This window comes from Streptomyces sp. NPDC005402 (assembly GCF_040606575.1).
Taxonomy (GTDB): domain Bacteria; phylum Actinomycetota; class Actinomycetes; order Streptomycetales; family Streptomycetaceae; genus Streptomyces.
Map to the genome: position 1 here is coordinate 348,225 of NZ_JBEXFB010000007.1, position 21,294 is coordinate 369,518.

At 71.3% G+C, this 21,294-nt stretch carries 18 protein-coding genes and 1 pseudogene; 6 read left to right on the forward strand and 13 right to left on the reverse strand.

The window, feature by feature from the left end; genetic code table 11:
• Positions 1-61: 61 nt before the first annotated feature.
• Positions 62-1,654, forward strand: a complete 1,593-nt coding sequence (locus ABZT02_RS16555; protein ID WP_356018507.1) for a sodium:solute symporter family protein — start codon at positions 62-64, stop codon at positions 1,652-1,654.
• A gap of 3 nt (positions 1,655-1,657) precedes the next feature.
• Here the strand turns inward: ABZT02_RS16555 and ABZT02_RS16560 are convergent, their stop codons facing one another.
• The 3 genes from ABZT02_RS16560 to ABZT02_RS16570 form a co-directional block, all read right to left on the reverse strand.
• Positions 1,658-2,776: an ADP-ribosylglycohydrolase family protein gene (locus ABZT02_RS16560; RefSeq protein WP_356018508.1), complete on the reverse strand. Its 1,119-nt coding sequence runs from the start codon at positions 2,774-2,776 to the stop codon at positions 1,658-1,660.
• A gap of 174 nt (positions 2,777-2,950) precedes the next feature.
• Positions 2,951-5,422, reverse strand: coding sequence for a tetratricopeptide repeat protein (locus ABZT02_RS16565; RefSeq protein ID WP_356018510.1), 2,472 nt, complete (start codon positions 5,420-5,422; stop codon positions 2,951-2,953).
• Between the two features lie 151 nt (positions 5,423-5,573).
• Positions 5,574-7,670, reverse strand: coding sequence for a LamG domain-containing protein (locus tag ABZT02_RS16570; RefSeq protein ID WP_356018511.1), 2,097 nt, complete (start codon positions 7,668-7,670; stop codon positions 5,574-5,576).
• A gap of 155 nt (positions 7,671-7,825) precedes the next feature.
• Here ABZT02_RS16570 and ABZT02_RS16575 point away from each other — a divergent pair, with 155 nt between their 5' ends.
• Positions 7,826-8,332 carry a DUF2165 domain-containing protein gene (locus tag ABZT02_RS16575; RefSeq protein WP_351988551.1) on the forward strand — a complete coding sequence of 169 codons (507 nt, stop codon included), beginning with the start codon at positions 7,826-7,828 and terminating at the stop codon, positions 8,330-8,332.
• Here ABZT02_RS16575 and ABZT02_RS16580 read toward each other — a convergent pair.
• From ABZT02_RS16580 to ABZT02_RS16590, 3 genes are all read right to left on the reverse strand, one after another.
• Positions 8,325-8,885, reverse strand: coding sequence for a hypothetical protein (locus tag ABZT02_RS16580; RefSeq protein WP_356018512.1), 561 nt, complete (start codon positions 8,883-8,885; stop codon positions 8,325-8,327). The two genes, ABZT02_RS16575 and ABZT02_RS16580, sit on opposite strands and share 8 nt — an antisense overlap.
• 80 nt (positions 8,886-8,965) lie before the next feature.
• Positions 8,966-11,551, reverse strand: a complete 2,586-nt coding sequence (locus ABZT02_RS16585) for a bifunctional FO biosynthesis protein CofGH (protein ID WP_356018513.1) — start codon at positions 11,549-11,551, stop codon at positions 8,966-8,968.
• Positions 11,552-11,609: 58 nt separating this feature from the next.
• On the reverse strand, positions 11,610-12,452 hold the full coding sequence (locus ABZT02_RS16590; RefSeq protein ID WP_356018514.1) for an LLM class F420-dependent oxidoreductase: 843 nt from the start codon (positions 12,450-12,452) through the stop codon (positions 11,610-11,612).
• A 259-nt stretch (positions 12,453-12,711) separates the two neighbouring features.
• Here ABZT02_RS16590 and ABZT02_RS16595 point away from each other — a divergent pair, with 259 nt between their 5' ends.
• The gene (locus ABZT02_RS16595) at positions 12,712-13,848 is read left to right on the forward strand and encodes an NAD(P)/FAD-dependent oxidoreductase (protein WP_356018515.1); all 1,137 of its coding nucleotides are present in this window, start codon (positions 12,712-12,714) and stop codon (positions 13,846-13,848) included.
• Between the two features lie 9 nt (positions 13,849-13,857).
• On the opposite strand, the gene ABZT02_RS16600 is transcribed toward ABZT02_RS16595, so the two are convergent.
• Together ABZT02_RS16600 and ABZT02_RS16605 are read right to left on the reverse strand one after the other, a co-directional pair.
• A complete protein-coding gene (locus tag ABZT02_RS16600) occupies positions 13,858-14,220 on the reverse strand; it encodes a hypothetical protein (RefSeq protein WP_356018516.1) in 363 nt (120 codons plus the stop codon).
• 110 nt (positions 14,221-14,330) lie between these two features.
• Positions 14,331-14,777 (reverse strand): ATP-binding protein, encoded by a 447-nt coding sequence (locus tag ABZT02_RS16605; RefSeq protein ID WP_356018517.1) that lies wholly within the window; start codon positions 14,775-14,777, stop codon positions 14,331-14,333.
• A 207-nt stretch (positions 14,778-14,984) separates the two neighbouring features.
• On the opposite strand from ABZT02_RS16605, the gene ABZT02_RS16610 reads away from it, so the two are divergent.
• On the forward strand, positions 14,985-15,836 hold the full coding sequence (locus tag ABZT02_RS16610; protein WP_356018519.1) for a helix-turn-helix transcriptional regulator: 852 nt from the start codon (positions 14,985-14,987) through the stop codon (positions 15,834-15,836).
• A 10-nt stretch (positions 15,837-15,846) separates the two neighbouring features.
• Positions 15,847-16,011, forward strand: coding sequence for a DUF397 domain-containing protein (locus ABZT02_RS16615; RefSeq protein ID WP_356018520.1), 165 nt, complete (start codon positions 15,847-15,849; stop codon positions 16,009-16,011).
• Here ABZT02_RS16615 and ABZT02_RS16620 read toward each other — a convergent pair.
• Complete coding sequence (locus ABZT02_RS16620) at positions 16,003-16,821, reverse strand: endonuclease/exonuclease/phosphatase family protein (RefSeq protein ID WP_356018521.1); 819 nt, start codon at positions 16,819-16,821, stop codon at positions 16,003-16,005. The genes ABZT02_RS16615 and ABZT02_RS16620 overlap by 9 nt on opposite strands.
• Positions 16,822-16,913: 92 nt before the next feature.
• Between ABZT02_RS16620 and ABZT02_RS16625 the strand changes: the two genes are divergently transcribed.
• Positions 16,914-17,306 carry a nitroreductase/quinone reductase family protein gene (locus ABZT02_RS16625; RefSeq protein ID WP_356018523.1) on the forward strand — a complete coding sequence of 131 codons (393 nt, stop codon included), beginning with the start codon at positions 16,914-16,916 and terminating at the stop codon, positions 17,304-17,306.
• A 171-nt stretch (positions 17,307-17,477) separates the two neighbouring features.
• Here ABZT02_RS16625 and ABZT02_RS16630 read toward each other — a convergent pair.
• The 4 genes and pseudogenes from ABZT02_RS16630 to ABZT02_RS16645 form a co-directional block, all read right to left on the reverse strand.
• Positions 17,478-18,325 (reverse strand): annotated as a pseudogene (locus ABZT02_RS16630) (helix-turn-helix domain-containing protein).
• Positions 18,322-18,819, reverse strand: coding sequence for an SRPBCC family protein (locus ABZT02_RS16635; protein ID WP_356018524.1), 498 nt, complete (start codon positions 18,817-18,819; stop codon positions 18,322-18,324). The pseudogene ABZT02_RS16630 and the gene ABZT02_RS16635 overlap by 4 nt, the downstream one beginning before the upstream one ends.
• A 243-nt stretch (positions 18,820-19,062) precedes the next feature.
• On the reverse strand, positions 19,063-19,599 hold the full coding sequence (locus tag ABZT02_RS16640) for a DUF3455 domain-containing protein (protein WP_356018525.1): 537 nt from the start codon (positions 19,597-19,599) through the stop codon (positions 19,063-19,065).
• Between the two features lie 148 nt (positions 19,600-19,747).
• Positions 19,748-21,226 (reverse strand): aldehyde dehydrogenase family protein, encoded by a 1,479-nt coding sequence (locus ABZT02_RS16645; RefSeq protein ID WP_356018526.1) that lies wholly within the window; start codon positions 21,224-21,226, stop codon positions 19,748-19,750.
• Positions 21,227-21,294 lie beyond the last annotated feature (68 nt).

Sequence of the window (21,294 nt, forward strand, 5' to 3'; positions counted from 1 at the left end):
TTGTCGTGTCCACGCGGTGGCGCCCACGATGAGCGCCGGGCTGATCCCTGGGAGGGCGCACATGAACGGTCTCGACTGGGCCGTGCTCATCGGCTATTTCGGCGTGATGGTCGCGATCGGCGTCTGGTCGCACAAACGCGTGGACGACGTCAGTGACTTCTTCACCGCCGGCGGCAAGATGCCGTGGTGGCTGTCGGGCATCTCGCACCACATGTCGGGCTACAGCGCGGTGATGTTCACCGGGTACGCGGGCATCGCCTACACCTACGGCGTCACCTCGTTCGTCACCTGGTCCTTCCCCATCGCCCTCGGCATCGCGATCGGCTCCAAGCTGTTCGCGCCGCGCATCAACCGGCTGCGCTCACGGCTCCACGTGGCTTCCCCGCTGGAGTACCTGAAGAACCGCTACGACCTGAAGACCCAGCAGGCGCTGGCCTGGTCGGGCATGCTGCTGAAGATCGTGGACGTGGGCGCCAAGTGGGCCGCGATCGCGACCCTGTTGTCGGTGTTCACGGGCATCTCGCTCAACCAGGGCATCCTGATCACGGGCGCCATCACGGCCGTCTACTGCACGATCGGCGGGCTGTGGGCCGACGCGCTCACCGAGTTGGGGCAGTTCGTCATCCAACTCCTCGCCGGTGTCGCGATGTTCGTCGCCGTCGTCCTCAAGCTCAACGACAAGGGCATCGGCTTCTTCGGCGCCTGGGACGAGCCGGAGCTGAAGGGCCACGGAGAGCCGCTGGTGGGGCCGTACGGAACGGTCTTCCTGCTCGCCTTCCTCTTCATCAAGCTCTTCGAGTACAACGGCGGCATGCTCAACCAGGCCCAGCGCTACATGGCCACGGCCAACGCGCACCAGGCCGAGCGCTCGGCCCGGCTGTCGGCGATCCTGTGGCTGGTGTGGCCGGTCGTCCTGTTCTTCCCCATGTGGATGTCACCGCTGCTGGTCCAGTCGCAGAAGCCGGACGGCTCCGACTCCTACGGCCTGATGACCGAACAGCTGCTGCCGCACGGCCTGTTGGGTCTGGTGATCGTCGGCTTCTTCTCGCACACGATGGCCATGTGCTCCTCCGACGCCAACGCGATCGCGGCGGTCTTCACGCGGGACTGCGCACCGGTGGTGTGGCGCAGGGCGCGCAGCTGGAACCAGGGGCAGGGCCTGCGGGTCGCGCGCATCACCACGGTCGTCTTCCTCGGCCTGTCGATGGCGGCGGCGACGCAGGTCAACTCCCCCGCGTTCAAGGACATCATCACCGTCGTGATCAAGTGGGTGGCCGGTCTCATGGGCCCGATGGCCATCCCGATGATGCTCGGTCTGCTCCGCCCGTTCCGCCGCTCGGGACCGACCGCCGCGCTCACCAGCTGGTCGATGGGTCTGCTCGCCTTCTGGCTGGTGAACTACCCGATCAACTGGAACGTCGACGGTGGCGTTCCGCTCCAGTACCAGGTCTCGATCCCGCTCGCCGTCTCCCTGGTCCTCTACATCCTCATCGGGTTCATCAAGCCCGAGGACACCCCGGAGCGCCTCGCGATCATCGAGAAGATCAACACCGACGGAGACGGGGACGGGGCGGCGGCCGTCGCGATCCCCACTCCGGCGGGCGGTGTGCAGGACGTGATCGGTACGGGGGTGAAGGACCAGCCGCGGTCCTAGGTGCTAGGCCCTCGGATAGCGGACCAGCCACCCCGGCGACGCCCCCGCGGGCCCGTGCAGCGCAGGGCCCTGGGTCATCTCCATCGCGAAGTCGTCGGCGAGTTCCAGCAGGGTGGGACGGCCCTCCAGCTCGGCCAGCCAGGCCGGCGGGAGGGCCGTCTCGCCGTGCAGGGCGCCCAGCAGGCCGCCGGTGAGGGCGCCGGCCGCGGCGGAGGGGCCGTCGTGGTTCACGGCGAGGCACAGACCGTGCCGTACGTCCTCCCCGACCAGGGCGCAGTACACGGCGGCGGACAGCAGCCCGTCCGCCGAACCGTCGGCGGCGAGTTCCTCCACCCGCGCCGGGGTGGGCATTCCCTGCCGTACGGCACCCAGCGCGTGCTGGAGGGCGTCCGACACGGGCTCGTGCCCGGGCCGCGCGGCCAGCAGCGCGAGCGCCCGCTGGACCGCCCCGTCCAGGCTGTCGCCGAGCGCCAGGGCGTGCACGATCACGGCGTACGCGCCCGCCGACAGATAGGCCACGGGGTGCCCGTGGGTCTGCGCGGCACACTCCACGGCCAGCTGTACGACGAGCTGCGGCTCCCATCCGACGAGCAGCCCGAAGGGCGCGGAACGGGCCGTGGCCTCGGGCCCGAGTTCGTTCGGGTTCTTGGGCGACTCCAGCGTGCCCATGGTGTCGTCGCCGAACCCGATGAGCAGGGACCGGGTCGGGTCGCGGCGGGCGTACAGCCACTCCTCCCGGGCCAGCCAGCCGTCGTCCTTGCGCCGCTCGTCGGGCCCCCAGTCGCGCTGGGTGGCGTACCAGCGGAGATACGCCCGGTGCAGATCGGTGGGCGGATGCCAGGCGCCGGTGTCCCGCCGCACCTGGGCCCGTATGAGCCCGTCCACGGTGAAGAGGCTGAGCTGGGTGAGATGAGTGACGGCGCCGCGTCGGCCGTATCCGAGTGCGAGGTCCACCAGCCCCTCGGCGCCGTACGCCTCCCTGATCTCGTCCAGTCCGAGCCCGTCGACCGGTGCGCCCAGCGCGTCACCCACGGCCACCCCGAGGAGTGTTCCGCGTACCCGGCTGCGGAAGTCCTGCTGCTCGGCACGGCCCCAGACGACAGCCCCGGTTGTCGCGCCCACCAAGACCTCCCGTGGCGACCGTCCGTATGTACGACGTCAGGCACTGTAATCGACGGGGGGTGCGGGGTTCAGGGGGCGTGAGGGTATGCGAGGTGAGACCCGGTTGGCCCGTCAAGGCCGGTTATGGCCGGGAAACGGGGACGACACCCGGTCGGCGCGACAGGGTCGAAGGCGCTATCCGGCGGCCGATCGCACCCGGTCCCGCACCGCACGCGCTCGCTCGTCGTCCGGGCTCAGCTCACACGCGCGTTCCGCGTCGGCGAGGGCCGGATCGTAGGCGGCGCGGGCGAGGTGGGCTTCGGCTCGGCGGCACAGGGCCCAGGTGTAGGCGGGGTTGAGTTCCAAGGCGCGGTTCAGGGCCGTGAGGGCCTCCTCGGGGCGGCCCAGGGCGGTGAGGGCGGCGCCTCGGCTCGCGTGGGCCGAGGCGTAGTCGGGGTCGAGGGCGAGTACGTGGTCGTAGTCGCGGAGGGACTCCTCGACACGGCCGGCATTCCGGAGTGCGTCACCGCGTTCGCAGCGGCCCCAGGGCCAGTCCGGCTGGAGGGCCACGGCTCGGTCCAGGTCGGCCAGTTGGCGAGCGGGGTCGCCGAGGCCGCGCCATACGCGGGCGCGGCGGACCAGGGCCCAGATGTAGTCGGGGTTGAGATCCAGCGATCGGTCCAAGTCCGCCTGTGCCGCGTCGAGTTGGCCCCGGGCCAGGTGGACGGCTCCCCGGGAGGCCCAGGCGAAGTGGTGGCCGGGGTCCAGTGCGATCCCCCGGTTCAGATCCCGGAGCGCCTCGTCGCCGTGGTTCAACGCCCTGTGGTACTCGCCGCGCACCGAGTGGGCCGAGGCGCTGTCCGGCTCCAGCGCGAGGGCCCGGTCCAGGTCGCCGACGGCCGCCTCGTAGTCACCGAGGTCGCCCCGGACGTAGGAGCGGCCCCGGTAGGCGCGCGCGAACCCGGCATCCAGCGCCACGGCCCGGTCGTACTCGCTCAGCGCCTCCTCCAGCGCTCCGACGCGCCGCAGTGCGCTGCCCCGGACCACTCGGGCGCACGCCTGGGCGGGTTCGTCGAGACCCGCCCGGGACAGCAGCCGGGCGAGCGCCGCGATCGTGCCGCCCTCGGTGAGCGCCCGGGACAGGTCGGTCCCCCAGCGGGACACCGCCTCCGTGGCGCCGTCGCAGCCGGCGTCCAGCAGGGTCCGTGCCCAGTGGGCGGCGGTGATCTCATCCGTGGCGCAGGCGTCGACGAAGTCCCGCAGCACCACGGGCAGCGCGGCGGGGGCCTGGGCGCACAGCAGGTGGTAGGACTCGGTGAGCCGCAGCTCCCGCCACTTCTCGTCCGCCCACAGCTCCCGCTGCCCGCGCCCGGCCTCGGATTCCGCCCGCCACTGGCCGAACGTCCGGGCCAGGCGCGTGTGCTGACCGGCCCAGCCGCGCGGGGAGCGTCCGCGCTGCATCCGCAGCATCGTCTCCCGCACCAGGTCGTGGTAGCGGATCCGGTCGCCGCGGTCGGCCACGAACGGCAGGGCCCGCAGCCAGGCGAAGAGCGCGTCCGCCTCGCCGTCCGGGCAGTCCACGGCGGCCCGGAACACGTCCATGTCCAGGTGGCGGGGCAGGGCGCACGCGAGGGCCGCGGCTCGCCGTACGGGATCCTGCTCCCATTTCAGGAAGCGTTCGACGGCCGTGGCGCTGGGGTCGCCGACGTCGTCGGGGTCGGCGGGGCGCTGCTCCGCGAGAGTGGAGACCAGCACCGGCAGGCCGCCGGTGAGGCGCAGGACCTCCTCGACGACGGGCTCGGAGACGACTCCCTTGCCCGCCAGCAGCCCCCGGGCCTCCGCCTCCGTGAACGGCCCGAGCGGTACGTCCGTCATGAAGTCGGCGAAGGCGCCCCAGCGGGCGGTGTCGAAGGGGCGTTGGCCGGACGTCACCACGACGACCGTCGCGGGGAGAGTGCCGTGGTGATCGCCGGTCATCACCTCGTGCAGCCAGCCGTCGAGGAACGGTCCGGTCCGCTCGTACGTGTCGAAGAACAGGACGATCCAGGGTGCCGTGGCCGCCGCGTCGCTGAGTTCGTTCAGCAGCACAGGGGTCAATACCAGCTCCGGCTGCATGACCAGCTGCACGTCTTCCTGGCTGCGCAGGCGGGCACTGAGTCCGGCCCGCAACCGGTCGGCGCCCTGGGCGAGTTGAGCCGCGTCCAGGGCTCCCGCGAAGGCTCCCACCCCCGGCACCATCCCCAGCCCGGCCAGTCCTGCCCGCGCCGCGGCCATGCTGCCTGCCGACGGCTCCTCCGGCTCCGCTTCGAGGGTGGCGACGGCCGCCTCCGCCTCGTGCCGGCGCTCCCGGTGGGCGGCCAGGAGTCGTTCCAGCTCCTTGAAACGGCGGCCCTGGGCGCCGAGTTGGCGGCTGATGGCCGACATCGCCTCCGGGACGCTGCCGACGCTCTCGTCGACGTATGCCGTCAACGCGCCCTTTTCGCGGGCCACTTGCTCCAGTTCCCGCACCAGGAAGGTCTTTCCGACCCCGGCGTTGCCGTGCACATGAAAGAGGAAGCGGTGCCGCTCGTCCTCGGGCGCCAGGTCGAGGTTGCGCCGGAACGCGGCCCGCTCGTCACTCCGCCCCACGAACCCGGCCCGCCTGCGCTGCCGGATCAGGTCCTGCATCGAAGGCCGAGTAGGCCTCATCGGTCACACTCCCGTGTCCGTCCCCAGGTGCTCCGCCCCAGTGTGGCAACAGGTGAGGGCCATGAGATCCCGTGCCCGGTAATTCCGGTGGGTCCCACGGCCCTCTGGCCTCGACTCGCTCAGACAGGCATCAGCACAGGCACGGGTCGGTGCCCCAGCCCAGCCCGTTGATGTCGTCCGCGCTCAGGGCGCCGGCGTACGCCTGCACCTCGTCCACATCGCCGTGCAGGTACTCGCCCCATCCGTCGCCGGTCCGGGCCCGGCCGATCTGCAGGGGTCCGGTGCTCGGCCGGCCGTTCGGGAAGTCGGCGGTCGCGGCGGTGATGCTCCCGCCGTCGATGTGGAGCCTGATCTGGTCCGTGGCGTCGTCGTAGACGACCGCGAGCCGGTGTCCGCGGCCCTCGCCGCCGTCCGCCGCGGCGATCTGCGCCACCACGGTCTCGGGCGCGCCCTGTTCGTCCCGCTCCGGCATCACCAGTTGCCAGGCGTGTTCCGAGGGCTGGTAGCGCACCTTGAAGACGTCGGTGTGCTCACCGCCCTGCGAGAGCACGGTCATGGGGCGGTCCGGCTCGGCGTCCGCCAGGCGTACGACCACGCCGACGGTGAAGCTGTCCGACGTGTCGACGACCGGCGCGTCCGTGGCCGCGTGACCGGTCCGGCCGTCCAGTGTCAGATGGCCGTCGCCCACGAGCGCGTAGGGGATCACAGGGCAGTCCGGGTCGAGTTCCGGGATGCACGAGTCGTCAGGGCCGCGGTGGATCGCGGCGCCGTCACCCAGCTTCAGGGGTGCGCCGCCGTTCTGTTCGGGGCTGGCGCCGGCCGGGGCCGTCTCCAGGGACCAGTGGCCGAGCAGGCTCGGCCGGCGGTGGGCCAGTCGGGCCGCCTCGGCCGGGACGACCACCCGGTCGTGGACCCGTACGTCGCCCAGGTCTCCGCGCCAGCGGTCGCCGTATGCCTCGCCATGGCGGACGCGGCCGATCTGGAAGGCGCCGGTGGTCGCGGCGGGCGTGGCCTCGGTCTCGGTGCCGACCTCATGACCGTTGACATAGAGCTTCGCATGGCCGGTCTCGGCGTCGTACACACCCAGCAGGTGGGCCCACTCGCCGGTCTCCGGTGCGCCGCCCGACACCCGTGCGTCCCCGATTTCGAACGACCAGAGGGGCGTCGTGCCCTCCTCGCGCAGGCCGAGCGTGAACCCCGCGGAGCGGCCCGCGTCCTGGCCGGCGACGGTCATGGTCCGGTCGGTCCGCGCAGGCCGTACCCACGCGCTCACCGCGAAGCTCTTGCGCGGGTCGGCGACCGCCGGCGCGTCCGGGGTGAGGTAGCCATGGCTGCTGCCGTCCAGGTGGGCCGTGGAGGTCAGGCCGGTGCGCGCGGGGGCGGGGCCGCCGAAGGTCACGCCGGAGCCGGCACGAGCTGCCGTGCCCGTCTCGGCTCCTGCGCTGGTGGCTCCCGCCGCGTCGTCCAGCCGCCAGTGGGCGACCGGGGCGCGGCCCTCCTTCACGTAGAAGCTGTACGACGACTCGCCGCTGCTGCGTCCGGAGCGGTCGATGGCGTGGACGGTCAGCCTGTCCGGCCCCGAACGCAACGGCAGGAAGGGCACGGTCACGCTCCCGCCGGGATGCTCCGGCCGGACGGTCGCGTACGGGCCGCCGATGAAGTTGTACGTGTAGGCCACGACGTCGTCCGAGGGCGAGTCCATGGTGAAGTGGCCGTACACGCCCACTCCGTCCACCCAGAACACGTCCTGCGGGTACTCGGGGGAGGTGATCGTCGCCTTCTCGGGACTCACGTCGTCGTAGACGAACTCGCAGACCGAGCCCGCGCCTTCGGAGCTCCAGGGGGAGTTCGCCGTGCCGTCGTTCGCCCGGACGTGCCAGGAGACGACGGTGTTCGCCGGGATGCTGTCCTGCGGCATCCGCCACGCCTGCCGAGCGCCGGAGAGTGTCGCGTTCGTGGTGTACGTGAGCCTCTGCTCCACCCCGTTGGCATCCGTCCACCAGGCCTCGAACTCGCCCTTGACCATGTTGGCCTCGGCGGGCTGGTTGTCCTCCTCAGGGTCGTACAGGGCCGCGCGCAGCGTGGGCGGCGCTCCCACGTACGCCCGGTCCTCCCCCGTCGCGCACGCCTTGGTCTCCGTCGTGAGGTCCTGGACGAGCGGCTGCTTAGGCGGCAGGTTGTCCGCCGCGTGCGCCACGCCGGACGTGATCGCCACGACGGCCGCCATGGAACAGCCCACCGCCCACAGTCTGCCGGCACCTGATCTTCTCGCTCTGGTCAACTGTCCCCTCCCCGTGCTTCGTTGAGCCTGTTCACCCAGGCCGCTGGAGGCTAACAAGACGCACTGACATCGTCGAAGCGGTATCCGGTTAGATGACATCCATGGCATCGACACCCCCACGCACCACTCGCAGCGCACTCCACCTCTCCGCCACCCTGCTCACCGCGAGCGTCGCGCTGTACATAGCGCTCGTCGCGTTCGGGAACATCACGGACTTCGGGACGAACCAGGCGTTCGTGCAGCATGTTCTCGCGATGGACACGACGTTCAAGGACGACGATCTGATGTGGAGAGCCGTCACCAGCAAGGGACTTCAGAACACGGCGTACGTCGCGATCATCGTCTGGGAGACGCTCGCGGCGCTCGTGCTGATCTACGGCACGTGGTTGTGGGTGCGCCGTGACGACCAGGCCGCCCGGCGCTTCTCCACCTACGGTCTGCTCATGCTGATGCTGCTCTTCGGCGCCGGGTTCATCGCGATCGGCGGGGAGTGGTTCTCCATGTGGCAGTCGGACACCTGGAACGGGCTGGACGCGGCGCTGCGGGTGTTCGTGCTGAGCGGGGTCGTACTGCTGGTCGTCAACCTGCCGGACCGTAGCGCTAGTTGACGACGACGACCTTCGTCCCCGTCTCGCCGAACGTCCACAGGGCCGACCCGTCCGCCGCCTTCATGCGGATGCCGCCGGTTTGGGCGCCGTTCGCGGGCGGGGGCGAGGAGCCGTCCACCGCGTTGGAGAAGGCGACGTTCACGCCGTCCACGGCGGTGAAGTACACGATGTGCTCGATCCGCACGCCGTCGGACCCGGTCGTCGGCTCTCCGCGGCGCAGCGAGACGGAGTAGGTGCCGGGGGCGGGGTCGACCGTCCCCGGCCAGACGGCGAAGGTCCGCCGGGCCGCCTCGCTCGCGTCGACCAGCCAGACCCGCTTCTCGCCGAGCGAGTAGATGATCCGGCGGCCGGTGCCGGAGCCGTCCGGGACCGCGGTCGCGGACGGCTTGGGCTGTGCGGACGCGCTCGGGGACGCCGACACGCTCGGCCGGGTCGTGACGGCCACGCTCGGCTTCGTTCCCTTGTCGGCCTGAACGGCCAGGGCGACGACGGCGGCGATCGCCCCCACGGTCAGACCCGTCACCCAGACCTTCGGGGCTGGCACGGCACGCATCTCCTCGGCTAAGGATCCCCGTCGAACGGGGGTCGGATCATCGTACCGGCCCCCGTCTCGACGCCCGTCCAGAGCGGCTCTCAGTCCAGCACCGGCAGCAGTTCCGGCAGATGCCCGTCGGAGGCCTGCGCCGCCTTCTGCCGCTCCTGCGACACCTCGCCGTACAGCGTCGTGCGCGGGCGCGCGGGACGGCCCGCCGCCTCCGCCACCGCGATCAGGTCCTTCACCGACTTGTACGAGCCGTACGACGACCCCGCCATCCGCGAGATCGTCTCCTCCATCAGCGTGCCGCCGAGGTCGTTCGCGCCGGAGCGGAGCATCTCCGCCGCGCCCTCGGTGCCGAGCTTGACCCAGCTGGTCTGGATGTTCGGGATGTACGGGTGCAGGAGCAGCCTCGCCATCGCGGTGACCGCCCTGTTGTCCCGCATCGACGGGCCGGGGCGGGCGATGCCGGCCAGGTAGACGGGGGCGTTGGTGTGGATGAAGGGAAGCGTCACGAACTCCGTGAAGCCGCCGGTGCGTTGCTGGATCCCGGCCAGCGTGCGCAGGTGGCCCAGCCAGTGGCGGGGCTGGTCGACATGGCCGTACATCATCGTCGAGGAGGAGCGGAGGCCGACCTGGTGCGCGGTCTCGATCACCTCGATCCAGGTCGCCGTCGGCAGCTTGCCCTTGGTCAGCACCCAGCGCACCTCGTCGTCGAGGATCTCGGCGGCCGTGCCGGGTATGGAGTCGAGGCCGGCCTCCTTGGCCGCGGTCAGCCACTCGCGGATCGACATGCCGGTGCGGGTCGCGCCGTTGACGACCTCCATCGGCGAGAAGGCGTGCACATGCATGCCGGGCACGCGCTCCTTGACCGCCTTCGCGATGTCGAAGTACGCCGTCCCCGGCAGGTCCGGGTGGATGCCGCCCTGCATGCAGACCTCCACCGCGCCCACCTCCCAGGCCTGTTGGGCGCGGTCGGCGACCTGGTCCAGGGAGAGCGTGTAGGCGTCGGCGTCGGTGCGCCGCTGGGCGAAGGCGCAGAAACGGCAGCCCGTGTAACAGACGTTGGTGAAGTTGATGTTCCGCGTGACGATGTACGTCACGTCGTCGCCGACCACCGACTTGCGGACGTCGTCGGCGATCCGGGTCAGCGCGTCAAGGGCCGGCCCGTCGGCGTGCAGCAGCGCGAGGGCCTCATCGTCGGTCAGCCTGGTGGGGTCGTCGGCGGCCGTGCGCAGCGCGTCCCGTACGTCCGTGTCGATGCGCTCGGGCACCATGCCGGGGGCGGCCGCCTCGCGCAGGGCGCCCCAGTCGCCGTAGACCTCGTCGAAGTCGTCGCGGCGGTCGGACGTACGGCCCTCGGTGTCGATGGAGGCGTGCAGGTCGGTACGGCCGGACGCCACGAACACCTCCTCCGGCTCCTGCCAGGGCAGCCCCTGCGGAAGGGCGTCAGGACGCGCCAGTCCCGTCTCCGGGTCGGCCAGCGCGGCCACGTGCGGGCGCAGTCGCGGGTCCAGCCAGGGCTCGCCGCGCCGGACGAACTCGGGGTACACGCACAGACGCTCCCGCAGTTCGAACCCGGCGGCGCGCGAGCGTTCGGTGAGCTCCTCGATCTGCGGCCAGGGGCGCTCGGGGTTCACGTGGTCGATGGTCAGCGGGCTGACCCCGCCCCAGTCGTCGATCCCCGCCCCGATCAGGCGCTCGTACTCGCTGTCGACGAGGTTCGGCGGGGCCTGGATGTTCGCGGCCGGGCCCATGATGAGGCGGGCCACCGCCACCGCGGCGACCAGTTCGTCCAGCTCCGCGTCCGGCATGCCGCGCATCGCGGTGTCCGGCTTGGCGCGGAAGTTCTGGATGATCAGTTCCTGGACGCTGTGGTAGGCGCGTGCTGTGCGCCGGAGCGCGAAGAGGGACTCGGCGCGCTCCTCGTGGTTCTCCCCGATCCCGATGAGGATGCCCGAGGTGAAGGGGACGGAGGAACGGCCCGCGTCCTCCAGGACCCGCAGCCGTACGGCGGGCTCCTTGTCCGGGGAGCCGTGGTGCGGACCGCCGGGCTCGGACCAGAGCCGGGTCGCGGTCGTCTCCAGCATCATGCCCATGCTCGGCGCGACCGGCTTCAGCCGCTGGAAGTCGGTCCAGGAGAGCACGCCCGGGTTGAGGTGCGGGAGCAGGCCGGTCTCCTCCAGGATGCGGATGGAGATGGCCCGGACGTAGGCGATGGTGTCGTCGTAGCCGTGCGCGTCCAGCCACTCCCTGGCCTCCGGCCAGCGGTCCTCGGGCTTGTCGCCGAGGGTGATCAGGGCTTCCTTGCAGCCCAGCGCGGCGCCCTTGCGGGCCACGTCGAGGACCTCGTCGGGGGACATGAACATGCCGTGGCCGGCCCGGCGGAGCTTGCCGGGGACGGTCACGAAGGTGCAGTAGTGGCACTTGTCCCGGCACAGCCGGGTCAGGGGGATGAAGACGCTCTTCGAGTAGGTGATGACACCGGGGCGGCCCGCCTGGGCGAGGCCCGCGTCCCTGACGCGCGCGGCGGACGCGGTGAGGTCGACGAGGGCCTCGCCGCGCGCTTGCAGCAGAACCGCTGCTTCTGTCACGTCCAGGGCCACGCCGTCCCGGGCACGTTTGAGAGCGCGACGCATGGAGTTCTCGGTGGGGCCGGTTCCGGAGGTCGCGGAAGTCGTCATCCTTCGAGCATACGAGCGGTGTGATCAGGGGAGGGGCGCTGCCCTGAGGTGGGTGACGTCACACACCACCGGTGCCGTCCTGCACATAACGGGCATACTCGTCGAGCACCTTCAGCACCTCGCCCTCCCCCGCGGGCGGCAGCTGGAGCACGACCTCCTCGATGCCGAGCTCGGCGTAGTGGGCGAGCTTGCCGGGGGTGGGCAGGACGGCGTAGGGGACGACCTGGAGGGCGCCCGGGTCGCGGCCCGCGTCGGCCCAGGCGGCGCGCAGCACGGGCAGGGCCTCGGACAGGCCGCGGCCGCCGATGGGGAGCCAGCCGTCGGCGTACTCGCAGATGTGGGAGAACAGCTTGGGTCCGGCGGCGCCGCCCACCAGGGTCCGCTTCCGGACGGGCTTGGGGAAGGCGTGGCTGGCCCGGACGCTCCCGAACTCGCCCTCGTAGGCGGTCGGTTCGTCCGCCCAGAGCGCCTGCATGAGGGCCATCCGGTCCCGGACGAGCTCGCGCCGGGTACGCCACTCGACGCCGTGGTCGGCGGCTTCCTCGACGTTCCACCCGAAGCCGAGGCCGAGCGTGAACCGGCCGCCGGAGAGGTGGTCGAGGGTGGCGATCTGCTTCGCGAGGTCGATCGGGTCGTGCTGGGCGACGAGCGTGATGCCGGTGCCGAGACCGAGCCGTTCGGTGACGGCGGCGGCCTGGCCGAGCGCGACGAAGGGGTCGAGCGTACGGCCGTACTCGCGCGGAAGTTCGCCGCCCGCCGGGTAGGGGGTGACCCGTTCGACGGGGATGTGGGTGTGCTCGGGCAGATACAACCCGGCGAAGCCCCGCGCCTCCAGCTCACGGGCGAGCCGGGTCGGGGTGATGGTCTCGTCGGTGAGGAAGATCGTCACGGAAATACGCATGACTGCATCTGTACCGGTCCGGGGCGAGGATGTCCATACCGACTGGTCGGCATCGCGAGGGGCGTTGCGGGCCCGCGTGGAGGCCGCACGGAGGCGGCGCGGAGACCGTGCGGAAGCCGTCTACGGCCCTCGTCGGTGCGGTGTCGGTGGTCTGTCGGGACTGTCGGTGCGATGTCGGCGGCCTGTCGGGCGGGACCCGGAGTCTTCTCACAGACGCCGCCGGGGCCCACCCGCCGGCCCCGACCTTCCAGGAGTCACCATGACCACCCCTCACGTCACGATCATCGGCGCCGGACTCGGCGGCCTCACGCTCGCCCGCGTCCTGCACGTCCACGGCATCCCTTCCACCGTCTACGAGGCGGAGTCCTCCCCGACGGCGCGTACACAGGGCGGGATGCTCGACATCCACGACTACAACGGCCAGTTGGCCCTCCAGGCGGCCGGTCTCATGGACGGGTTCCGCGGTCTCGTCCTGGAGGGCCGCGAGGCGACGCGGCTGGTCGACCGGGACGGCACCCTCCTGTTCGACCACCCCGACGACGGCACCGGCGGCCGCCCCGAGGTGCAGCGCGGCGAACTGCGCCAACTCCTGCTCGACTCGCTCCCGGCCGGCACCGTCCGCTGGGGCCACAAGGTCAGCGGCACCCGTGCGCTCGGCGGTGGCCGCCACGAGGTGACCTTCGCCGACGGCACCTCGGTCGTCACCGATCTGCTGGTCGGCGCGGACGGCGCGTGGTCACGCGTACGGCCGCTGCTCTCCACCGCGACGCCCGAGTACACCGGCATGTCCTGCGTCGAGGTCTACCTGCACGACTCCGGCACCCGGCACCCGGCCAGCGCGAAGGTGGTCGGCGGCGGGGCGCTGTTCGCGCTCGCGCCGGGCAAGGGTTTCGTGACGCACCGGGAGAAGGACGCCAACCTGCACACCTACGTGATGCTCGTCCGGCCGCAGGACTGGTTCGCGGACATCGACTTCACCGACTCCGCCACGGCCATCGCCCGGATCGCGCGGGAGTTCGAGGGCTGGGCACCGGAACTGACCGCGCTGATCACCGACGCGGACACCGCCCCGGTGCTGCGTCCCCTGGTCGCCCTGCCCGTCGGGCACCGTTGGGAGCGGGTGCCGGGAGTGACCCTGATCGGCGACGCCGCCCATGTCGCCGCCCCGAACGGCGAGGGCGCCAACCTCGCCATGCTCGACGGCGCGGAGCTCGCCCAGTCCCTCGCGGCCCACCCCGACGACCTCGAGACCGCGCTCACCGAGCACGAGCGCGCCATGTTCCCCCGCAGCGCCGAAACCGCCGACGAGGGCACCGAGCTCTACGCCCTCATGTTCGGCGACGACACGCCGCGTGGCCTGATCAGCATGTTCACGCAGGAAAGGCGGGGCGAGTGAGTCGCTCGGTCATCCATCGAGGTAGCGGTGTCTGCCGTCGCCCGGCGAGATGAAGAGTCGGCCCTCCCGAACCTGCCATTCAGTCGTGCCGTGGATTTCGTGGCTCGCGAGGAAGAGGCCTCTGACGCGGTCTCCGTCTTCGTTGGCCGGAATGCTCGCCATCTCCCGGACCTGGTGAACGAGCCAGTCCAGGCCCGACTCACGGATGTCGGCACCGTAGAAGACGTAGTACGTCCAGTTCACGTGTTGGCGCGGTGTGCCCCATCCCTTGGAGTAGTGACCGTCTTCGTGGGACGAGATGATCTCCTGGGCTGCGGCGAGTTGTTGCTCGTCGCACTCCAGCCATCCTCTGACCGACACGTAGATACCCATCGATGTCCCTCTCCACGTCAGCTGACCTCCCAGCGTGGGCACGTGCACTCGGTAGCCGAGAAGCCCAGGCTCAGGATCCCGTTCACGTACGCTGCGAGTTGGCGACGGCATCACCTCGCTCGCCGTGCCGTCTCTCCGCCCCCGCACTCCGCCCACAGCAGCTTCCCGCCCTTCGACGCGCCCAGTTGACGCAGTACCGACACGCCCGTCGCGTCCGCGCAGGCACGGACCAGGTGCAGGCCGCGGCCGTGTTCGGCGTCCGGTGCGGGGGGAGGCTGGTCGGAGGTGAACCCGGGCGGGACGCGGGGGTCCGTGTCCCAGACGGCGACCCGGACGCGTCCGGGGGCCGGTGAGAGGAGGCGGAAGGCGTACGGACCCTTCGTGTGGCAGTGCGCGTTCGCCAGCAGTTCGGCCGCGAGCAGCTCCGCGGTGGGGGCGAGGTCGGGCAGTTCGTGTGCGGCCAGGATCAGCCTGAGGGCGCCTCTCGCGATCCCCGGTGCGCGTGGATCGTGCGGGAGATGCAGGGTGTAGTTCCACGACGGGGATACGGTGGCCATCGGAAGTCTCCGGTCACTGAGGGGAGTTGGACGGGTGCCTGGTGTCTCTGCCGCGGCGTCCCGCGGTGCGCTTCCAGGTGAGGTGGCGCCTGAGCAAGAAGATAGAGGGTCAGCAAATGTCATTTGCTCCCTCCAGAGATACTTCGGTCGATTTTCCCTCGTGTGGGTGACCCACCGATGGAACGTGCGTCCGGGAGGAGTTCACCCATGCCCGCCAGACCCCCGCTGACGGCTCGCCGCCTCCGGATCGCCGTGGAGCTGCGCAAGATGCGGGAGCGGTCAGGAATGACGGCGACCGAGGCCGCGCGCACGCTCGGTACGAGCCAGGGACAGCTCAGCAACGTGGAGTCGGGCCGGTTCGGAGTGAGTCCCGAGCGCATCCGGGCACTGGCCGGCATCTACTCCTGCCCCGACCCGGCGTTCGTCGAGGCCCTGGTCGGCATGGCGACCGACCGGACCTTCGGCTGGTGGGAGTCGTACCGCGAGGTGCTGCCGTCCGGACTTCTGGACCTCGCCGAGCTGGAGCATCACGCCACCGCCATACGCACGGCGTACACCTCCCACATGCCGGGGCTGCTCCAGATCGCCGACCACGCGCGCGAGATCTTCCGGCACGTCATCCCGGAGCCCGCACCGCCCGAGATCGAGCACCGGGTCTCGCACCGGATCAAACGGCAGGGTCTCCTCTACGGCACGGATCCGACGCCGTATCGCACGACCGTGCACGAAGCGGCCCTGCACATGCGCGTCGGGGGCAGGGACGTGGCCCGTGCACAGTTGCGGCATCTGCTGGACATGAGCGAGCAGCGGCACATCACGATCCGCGTGCTGCCCTTCGACGTCGGCGCCTTCCCCGGCTCGGGACAGTCCATCAACTACCTGTACGGGCCCGTACCGCAGCTCGATACAGCGCAGCTCGACCAGTTCCACGGCCCGGTCCGCCTTGATGCCGAGGCTCTTCTGACGAAGTACCGGAACCTGCTCGACGTCGTGGAAGCGACCGCCCTCAGTCCCGCGAAGTCCCGGGATCTGATCCATTCCATCGCTAAGAATTTGTAAGGGAGCCGACATGATCACGGACCGTTGGCAGAAGTCGTCCTACTGCCAGGAAGGCGACGCCTGCGTCCACATATCCACCGACCCCGACGGAGTCCACCTCACCGACTCGGACGCCGCGGAAACCGTCATCACCGTCAGTCGCGCCGCCTTCACCGCCCTGCTGAAGTCACTCTGACCCGTCCGCCAGGTCCGCCACCACCGCCAGGTGGTCCGACGGCCACACCCCGTCCACCGGACCGTCCCCCGCGCGCCGGACACCGAGGACGTGGCCCAACCCCGCAGGTCCCGCCAGGCCCACGTGGATGTAGTCGATGCGGACCGGAGGGGACTCGCGGACGTACGGGTTCGCCGGGTCCCAGGTCGCGGAGGGCGCCGTCGGGTCCGCGTACTCCCAGGCGTCCAGGAAGAGTTGGCCCGGCGCGGCCGGGGCCGTCTTGTAGCCGCCGAAGAGGCGGACCTCGTCGGAGTCGGGCCAGGCGTTGAAGTCGCCGGTGATCACCGGGGGGAAGTCGGTGCCGGAGCGGTGGGCGGCGACGAACTCCGCAAGTGCTGTGACCTGTTGGCAGCGGATCGCGGAGGCGGTGGGGGCCGAGGTGAGGTGGGTGGTGAAGAAGGGGATGTCGTAGGACGGGCCGGCCAGCCTGGTGTGGAAGGCGAGGCGGCCGTCGTCCAGGTCCTCGGGGGCGGGCAGCCGCAGGACGGCCCGGTCGATCACCGGCCAGCGGCTCAGTACCGCGTTGCCGACCTCCACTCCCGGGTCGCCGATCCGCCGCTGCCAGCGCTCCGAGGCGGGCGACGGGGCCCACGCCCAGTGCAGGCCGAGTTCGCCGGCGAGCCACTCCGCGAGGTTCTCGGAGCCCGTCGACCACACCTCCTGCAGGCCCACCACATCCGGTCGCAGCTCCCGCAGCACCGCCAGGATCGCCTTCTGGCGTTCCTCCCACGGGCCGAAGCGCCACCACAGGTTCCAGGTCACCACGCGCATCGCCGACACCCTTCGTCCGCCCGGCCGCACCCTGAGATCATCGGGGCCGCCGGTCAGGTTACGGAAGACAAGAGACAGGAGTCTCACCGCCCATGTCCCGCAACGCCGAGCGCAAGTACCGCGCCGCCACGGCACTTCAGCGCCGCCTCAACCCGATCATGCGCCGACTGCCCCTCCAGACCGTTCTGGAGACCACGGGCCGCACTTCCGGCCTGCCCCGCCGGACCCCGGTGGGCGGCAGGCGGGTCGGCGGTTCCTTCTGGCTGGTCTCCGAGTTCGGCGAACGGTCGCAGTACGTCCGCAACATCAAGGCCGACCCCCGGGTACGGGTACGCATCCGGGGGCGGTGGCACACCGGGACCGCCCATCTGATGCCGGACGACGACATCGCCGTACGCCTGCGCGGCCTTCCCCTGATGAACAGCGCGGCCGTGCGGGCGATAGGGGCCGGCCAGCTGACCGTACGGGTGGATCTGGACGGGTGAGCGCGGACGCGCGTACAGGCGGTTGGTCGTCGGCGGTGGGCAGGCGAGCGGGTGCGGCGGTGGCTCTGCCCGCCAGGACCAGGAGCGCGGCGTCCGCGAGGTGCCCCTTCCGTGTACGGGGAAGGGTCGACGTCGGCCGGATGCCGAACGAGTTCCTCAGCGCCCCGACTGTCAGCGGGCTTCGCTGAGCCGGGACGCACGCATGAGATCGAGTTGGTCGGCGCCGCGGGTCCCCGGGGCCGCTGTGTAGGTGACGATGCGCAGGTCGACTCCCGGCAAGGTCAGCACGTCGCAGTCCAGGGTGACGTCGCCAAGCTCGGGATGGCTGATCGTCTTCTCGTCCCCCGTCAGCTGCTCCATGCCCGCCACGGCCCACAGTTCACCGAAGAACGGCGAGCCCGTGCGCAACCCGTCCACGAGCGCGGCCAGCTCCGGGTCGGCCGGATAGCGGGCGACCGCTTCGCGCAGGTCCGCGACGATCGCCGTCTCGAACGCGTACGGTCCGGCCGCCGATGAGACGGGGCGCAGGTGCCAGCGCCCCTCTCCCGTGCCGAACAGCGCGCGGGCGAGGTTGCGTTCGGCGGGCGGCAGGCCGGACGGGTCGCCGTGCAGAGCCGTCCACATGTCGTTCCACCACAGCAGACTCCAGTCGGCGGCGAACACGCCGATCGGGAGGTCACCGAGGCGGCCGACGAGGCGGCGGATGCTCGGCGGCACGTGAGTGCCGACGGTGTGGTCGCGCGGGCGAGCAGGCCCGCGGCGCGGAAGATCTGGTCGCGTTCGGCCGGGGTGAGCCGCAGCGCGCGGGCGATGGCCGACACCACCTGCGCGGAGGGATGGGTGGCCCGGCCCTGCTCCAGGCGCAGCACGTACTCGACGGAGAGGCCGGCGAGTTCGGCGAGTTCCTCGCGGCGCAGGCCAGGGGCGCGGCGGCGGGCCGACCGGGCGTAGCCGGCATCGGCCGGGTCGAGGCGGTCGCGCCAGCCGCGTAACAGGGCGCCGAAGCTCAGGTCGCTCACTCCGCCATGATGCCACCGGGCGTTTCCTGCACCACGGTCACCATCCTGGTGAGTGCGGCGCGCATGTAGCGGGTCCAGAGCGGCTTGAACGGCCCCGCGACGATCCAGCGGCGGCCCGGCAGCGGCCGGAAGTCGTACGTCCAACGGATCGACGTGCCGGTGCCGTCGGGCAGGAACGACCACTCGCCGCGCACCCCGGAGACCAGCTTGGCCAGCACGTTGGTGAAGCCACTCAGCTCATAGGCGAACCCGTACCCCTCCGCGATCTCGGTGAGCCGCTCGTCGGCCTTGGAGCCGTCGGTGAACCAGGTCTGGCGCGACGTCCCCGGTCGGTCCCAGGTGCCGGTCTGGCCGCGCACTTCCGCGACGCCGGGGAACGGCCCCCACGGCTTGAACACCTGGGCGAGGTCGATCGGCACGATGACCTGATGGGTGTGCGCGGGGCTGGACGTCATACGGGCGAAGACGGTGATCGGGACACTCGCTTTGGTCATGCCACGAGCATCGCGGCCAGCGCCTGCCCGAGGCAGACACCTGTCAGTACATACCCTCGCGGTCTCGTCGTGTTCGCCGTGTCAACGGCCCAGTGTCCGTCGTGCTTTCTGCCGGGCGGTGGACGGCTGGTCGGTCGAGACCGCGCGTAAGCCGGCTTCGCCACCGGTGGCTCACGGCGGCACGATGATGGTCCGTTCCCGCAGGATCACCACCGTGCCGCTCGGCAGGTCAGGCGTCGCGCGTCACTTCGCCGGCTTGTAGAAGGCGTAGGTCGCCGTGTAGGCCACGCTCACCTGGTCCGTGCCCGTGCAGGCGGTGGTCGGGGCGACGCCGCCGGTGGTGTTGAGGCGCTGTATGTAGGTGACGCCCGCGAAGACGCCCGTGCCCCGGGTGGCGGTGGCCTGGAGGAGGAGTTCGGGGATGGTGCCGGTCTTGGGGGAGTTGGCGATCGCCGCGGCGTTCACCGCGCTGCCGTCCAGCGTGGAGACCCAGACGGGGCCGCGGGAGTGGAGCGCGACCGTGCGGCCTCTCCGGTCGGAGAGGGTCGCGGCGGGCTCAAGGAGCTTCCAGGCGCCGTCGGTGCAGGTGTACGTCTGAACGCCTCGGGCCGGGTACACGCCGGTCAGCTTGTTGCCCTCGGGCACCTTGAGTGCGGCGGGGGCCTTCACGGGTTTGGGCGCGGGGTCCGAGGGGGTGGCGTAACCGGTGGCCGTGCCCAGCAGGGCGGTCGCGGCGGCGAGGCCCGCGGCGGTCAGGGCAAGTCGCTTGGTGAGCTTCAAGTCGATTCTCCGAAACGGTTCTTGACTGACTGTCAGGGCGCCGGCGTCGATGTCGCCGCCCTCCGCTCCGGGACTCTACGGGCCCACCCGGCGGTTACCGGCCAGTTGGCCGAACCCCAGTCGACCGGCCCCCGCCCGGGAAGCCGTCTCACCCCGGCCAGACGATCGACTGCACCTCGCTGTAGGCGTGCAGCGCGTACGACCCGCAGTCCCGGCCGACCCCGCTCCTGCGGAAGCCCCCGAACGGCGCCTCCATGTTGCGGCCGACCGTGTTGACCCCGACTCCCCCGGCCCGCAGCTGCCGTGCCACACGGAAGGCGCGGGCGACGTCTGCCGACCAGACGTAGTCGATGAGGCCGTAGTCGCTGTCGTTGGCGAGGGCGATGCCTTCCTCCTCGTCGTCGAAGGGCGTCACGGTCACGACCGGGCCGAAGATCTCCTCACGGACCACACGCATCTCCGGGCCGCAGTCGGCGAGCAGCGTCGGGGTGACGTAGAAGCCGCGTGCCAGGGGCGGCCGTTCACCGCCCACGACGACGGAAGCGCCCTCCTTGCGGCCCAGTTCGACGTACGACTCCACCCGCTCCCGGTGTGCGGCCGAGATCACCGGCCCGACGACCGTCCCGGCCTCCCGAGGATCACCTACCTTCAACCTGCCTGCGTACACAGCGAGTTGCTGGACGAGTCGCTCGTAGACCGCGCGCTGCACCAGCACCCGCGTCGGTGCCGTACAGATCTGTCCGCTGTAGAAGGAGAAGGTGGTCCCGATCCCGGCCACGGCCGAGGCGAGGTCCGCGTCCTCGAAGACGACCGCCGCCCCCTTGCCGCCCAGCTCCATCAACTGCCGTTTCATGGACCGCCCGCACACCTCGCCGATGCGCTGTCCGACCGCCGTGGAGCCGGTGAAGCTGACCATGTCGACGTCGGCCGAGTCGACGGCGGCCTCGCCGACTTCCACGGAACGGCCGCTCACCACGTTCACGACCCCGCGCGGCACCCCGGCGGCCTCCAGCGCCTCCGCCATGCGGTAGACGGAGAGGGGGTCCTGCGGGGCGGGTTTCACGACGACGGTGTTGCCCATGGCCAGGGCGGGGGCCATCTTCCCTGCCGGGTTCGCCCACGGGTTGTTGTACGACGTGACGCAGGTGACGACCCCGACGGGCTGCCGGACGGCCAGCGCGCCCATCACCGCGGCCTTCCCCATCGGCCCGGCCTCGTTCACCTGCGGCGGGATCGCCCACTCGGCGGGCTCGACCCGCGCGTACCGCCGGAAGCGGGCGGCGGCCACGCCGACCTGCATGGCACGGGCCACACCCGTGGTCGCGCCGGTCTCGGCCTGGGCCAGTTCGGCGTACGGCACCAGGCGGGAACGGATGATGTCGGCGGCCCGGGCCAGCACGGCGCCGCGCTCCTCCGGCGCCGTGCGCGACCACGGCCCGAAGGCCTCGCGGGCCGCGGCACAGGCCGCGTGCACCTGATCCCGCGAGGCCTCCGGAGCCCACCCGACGGTCTCCTCGGTGGCCGGGTCGACCACCGCGTAGTGCCCGCCGTCCGGCTCCAGCCACTCGCCGCCGACGAACAGCCGCTGCGCGTCCGGGGAACCACCCGAGCCCTTCGAGCCCGTCACTTCGCGGCCACCGCCCCTGGAACCGCCCGAAGAACCACCTGAACCGCCGGAATCACCGGAACGGCCGG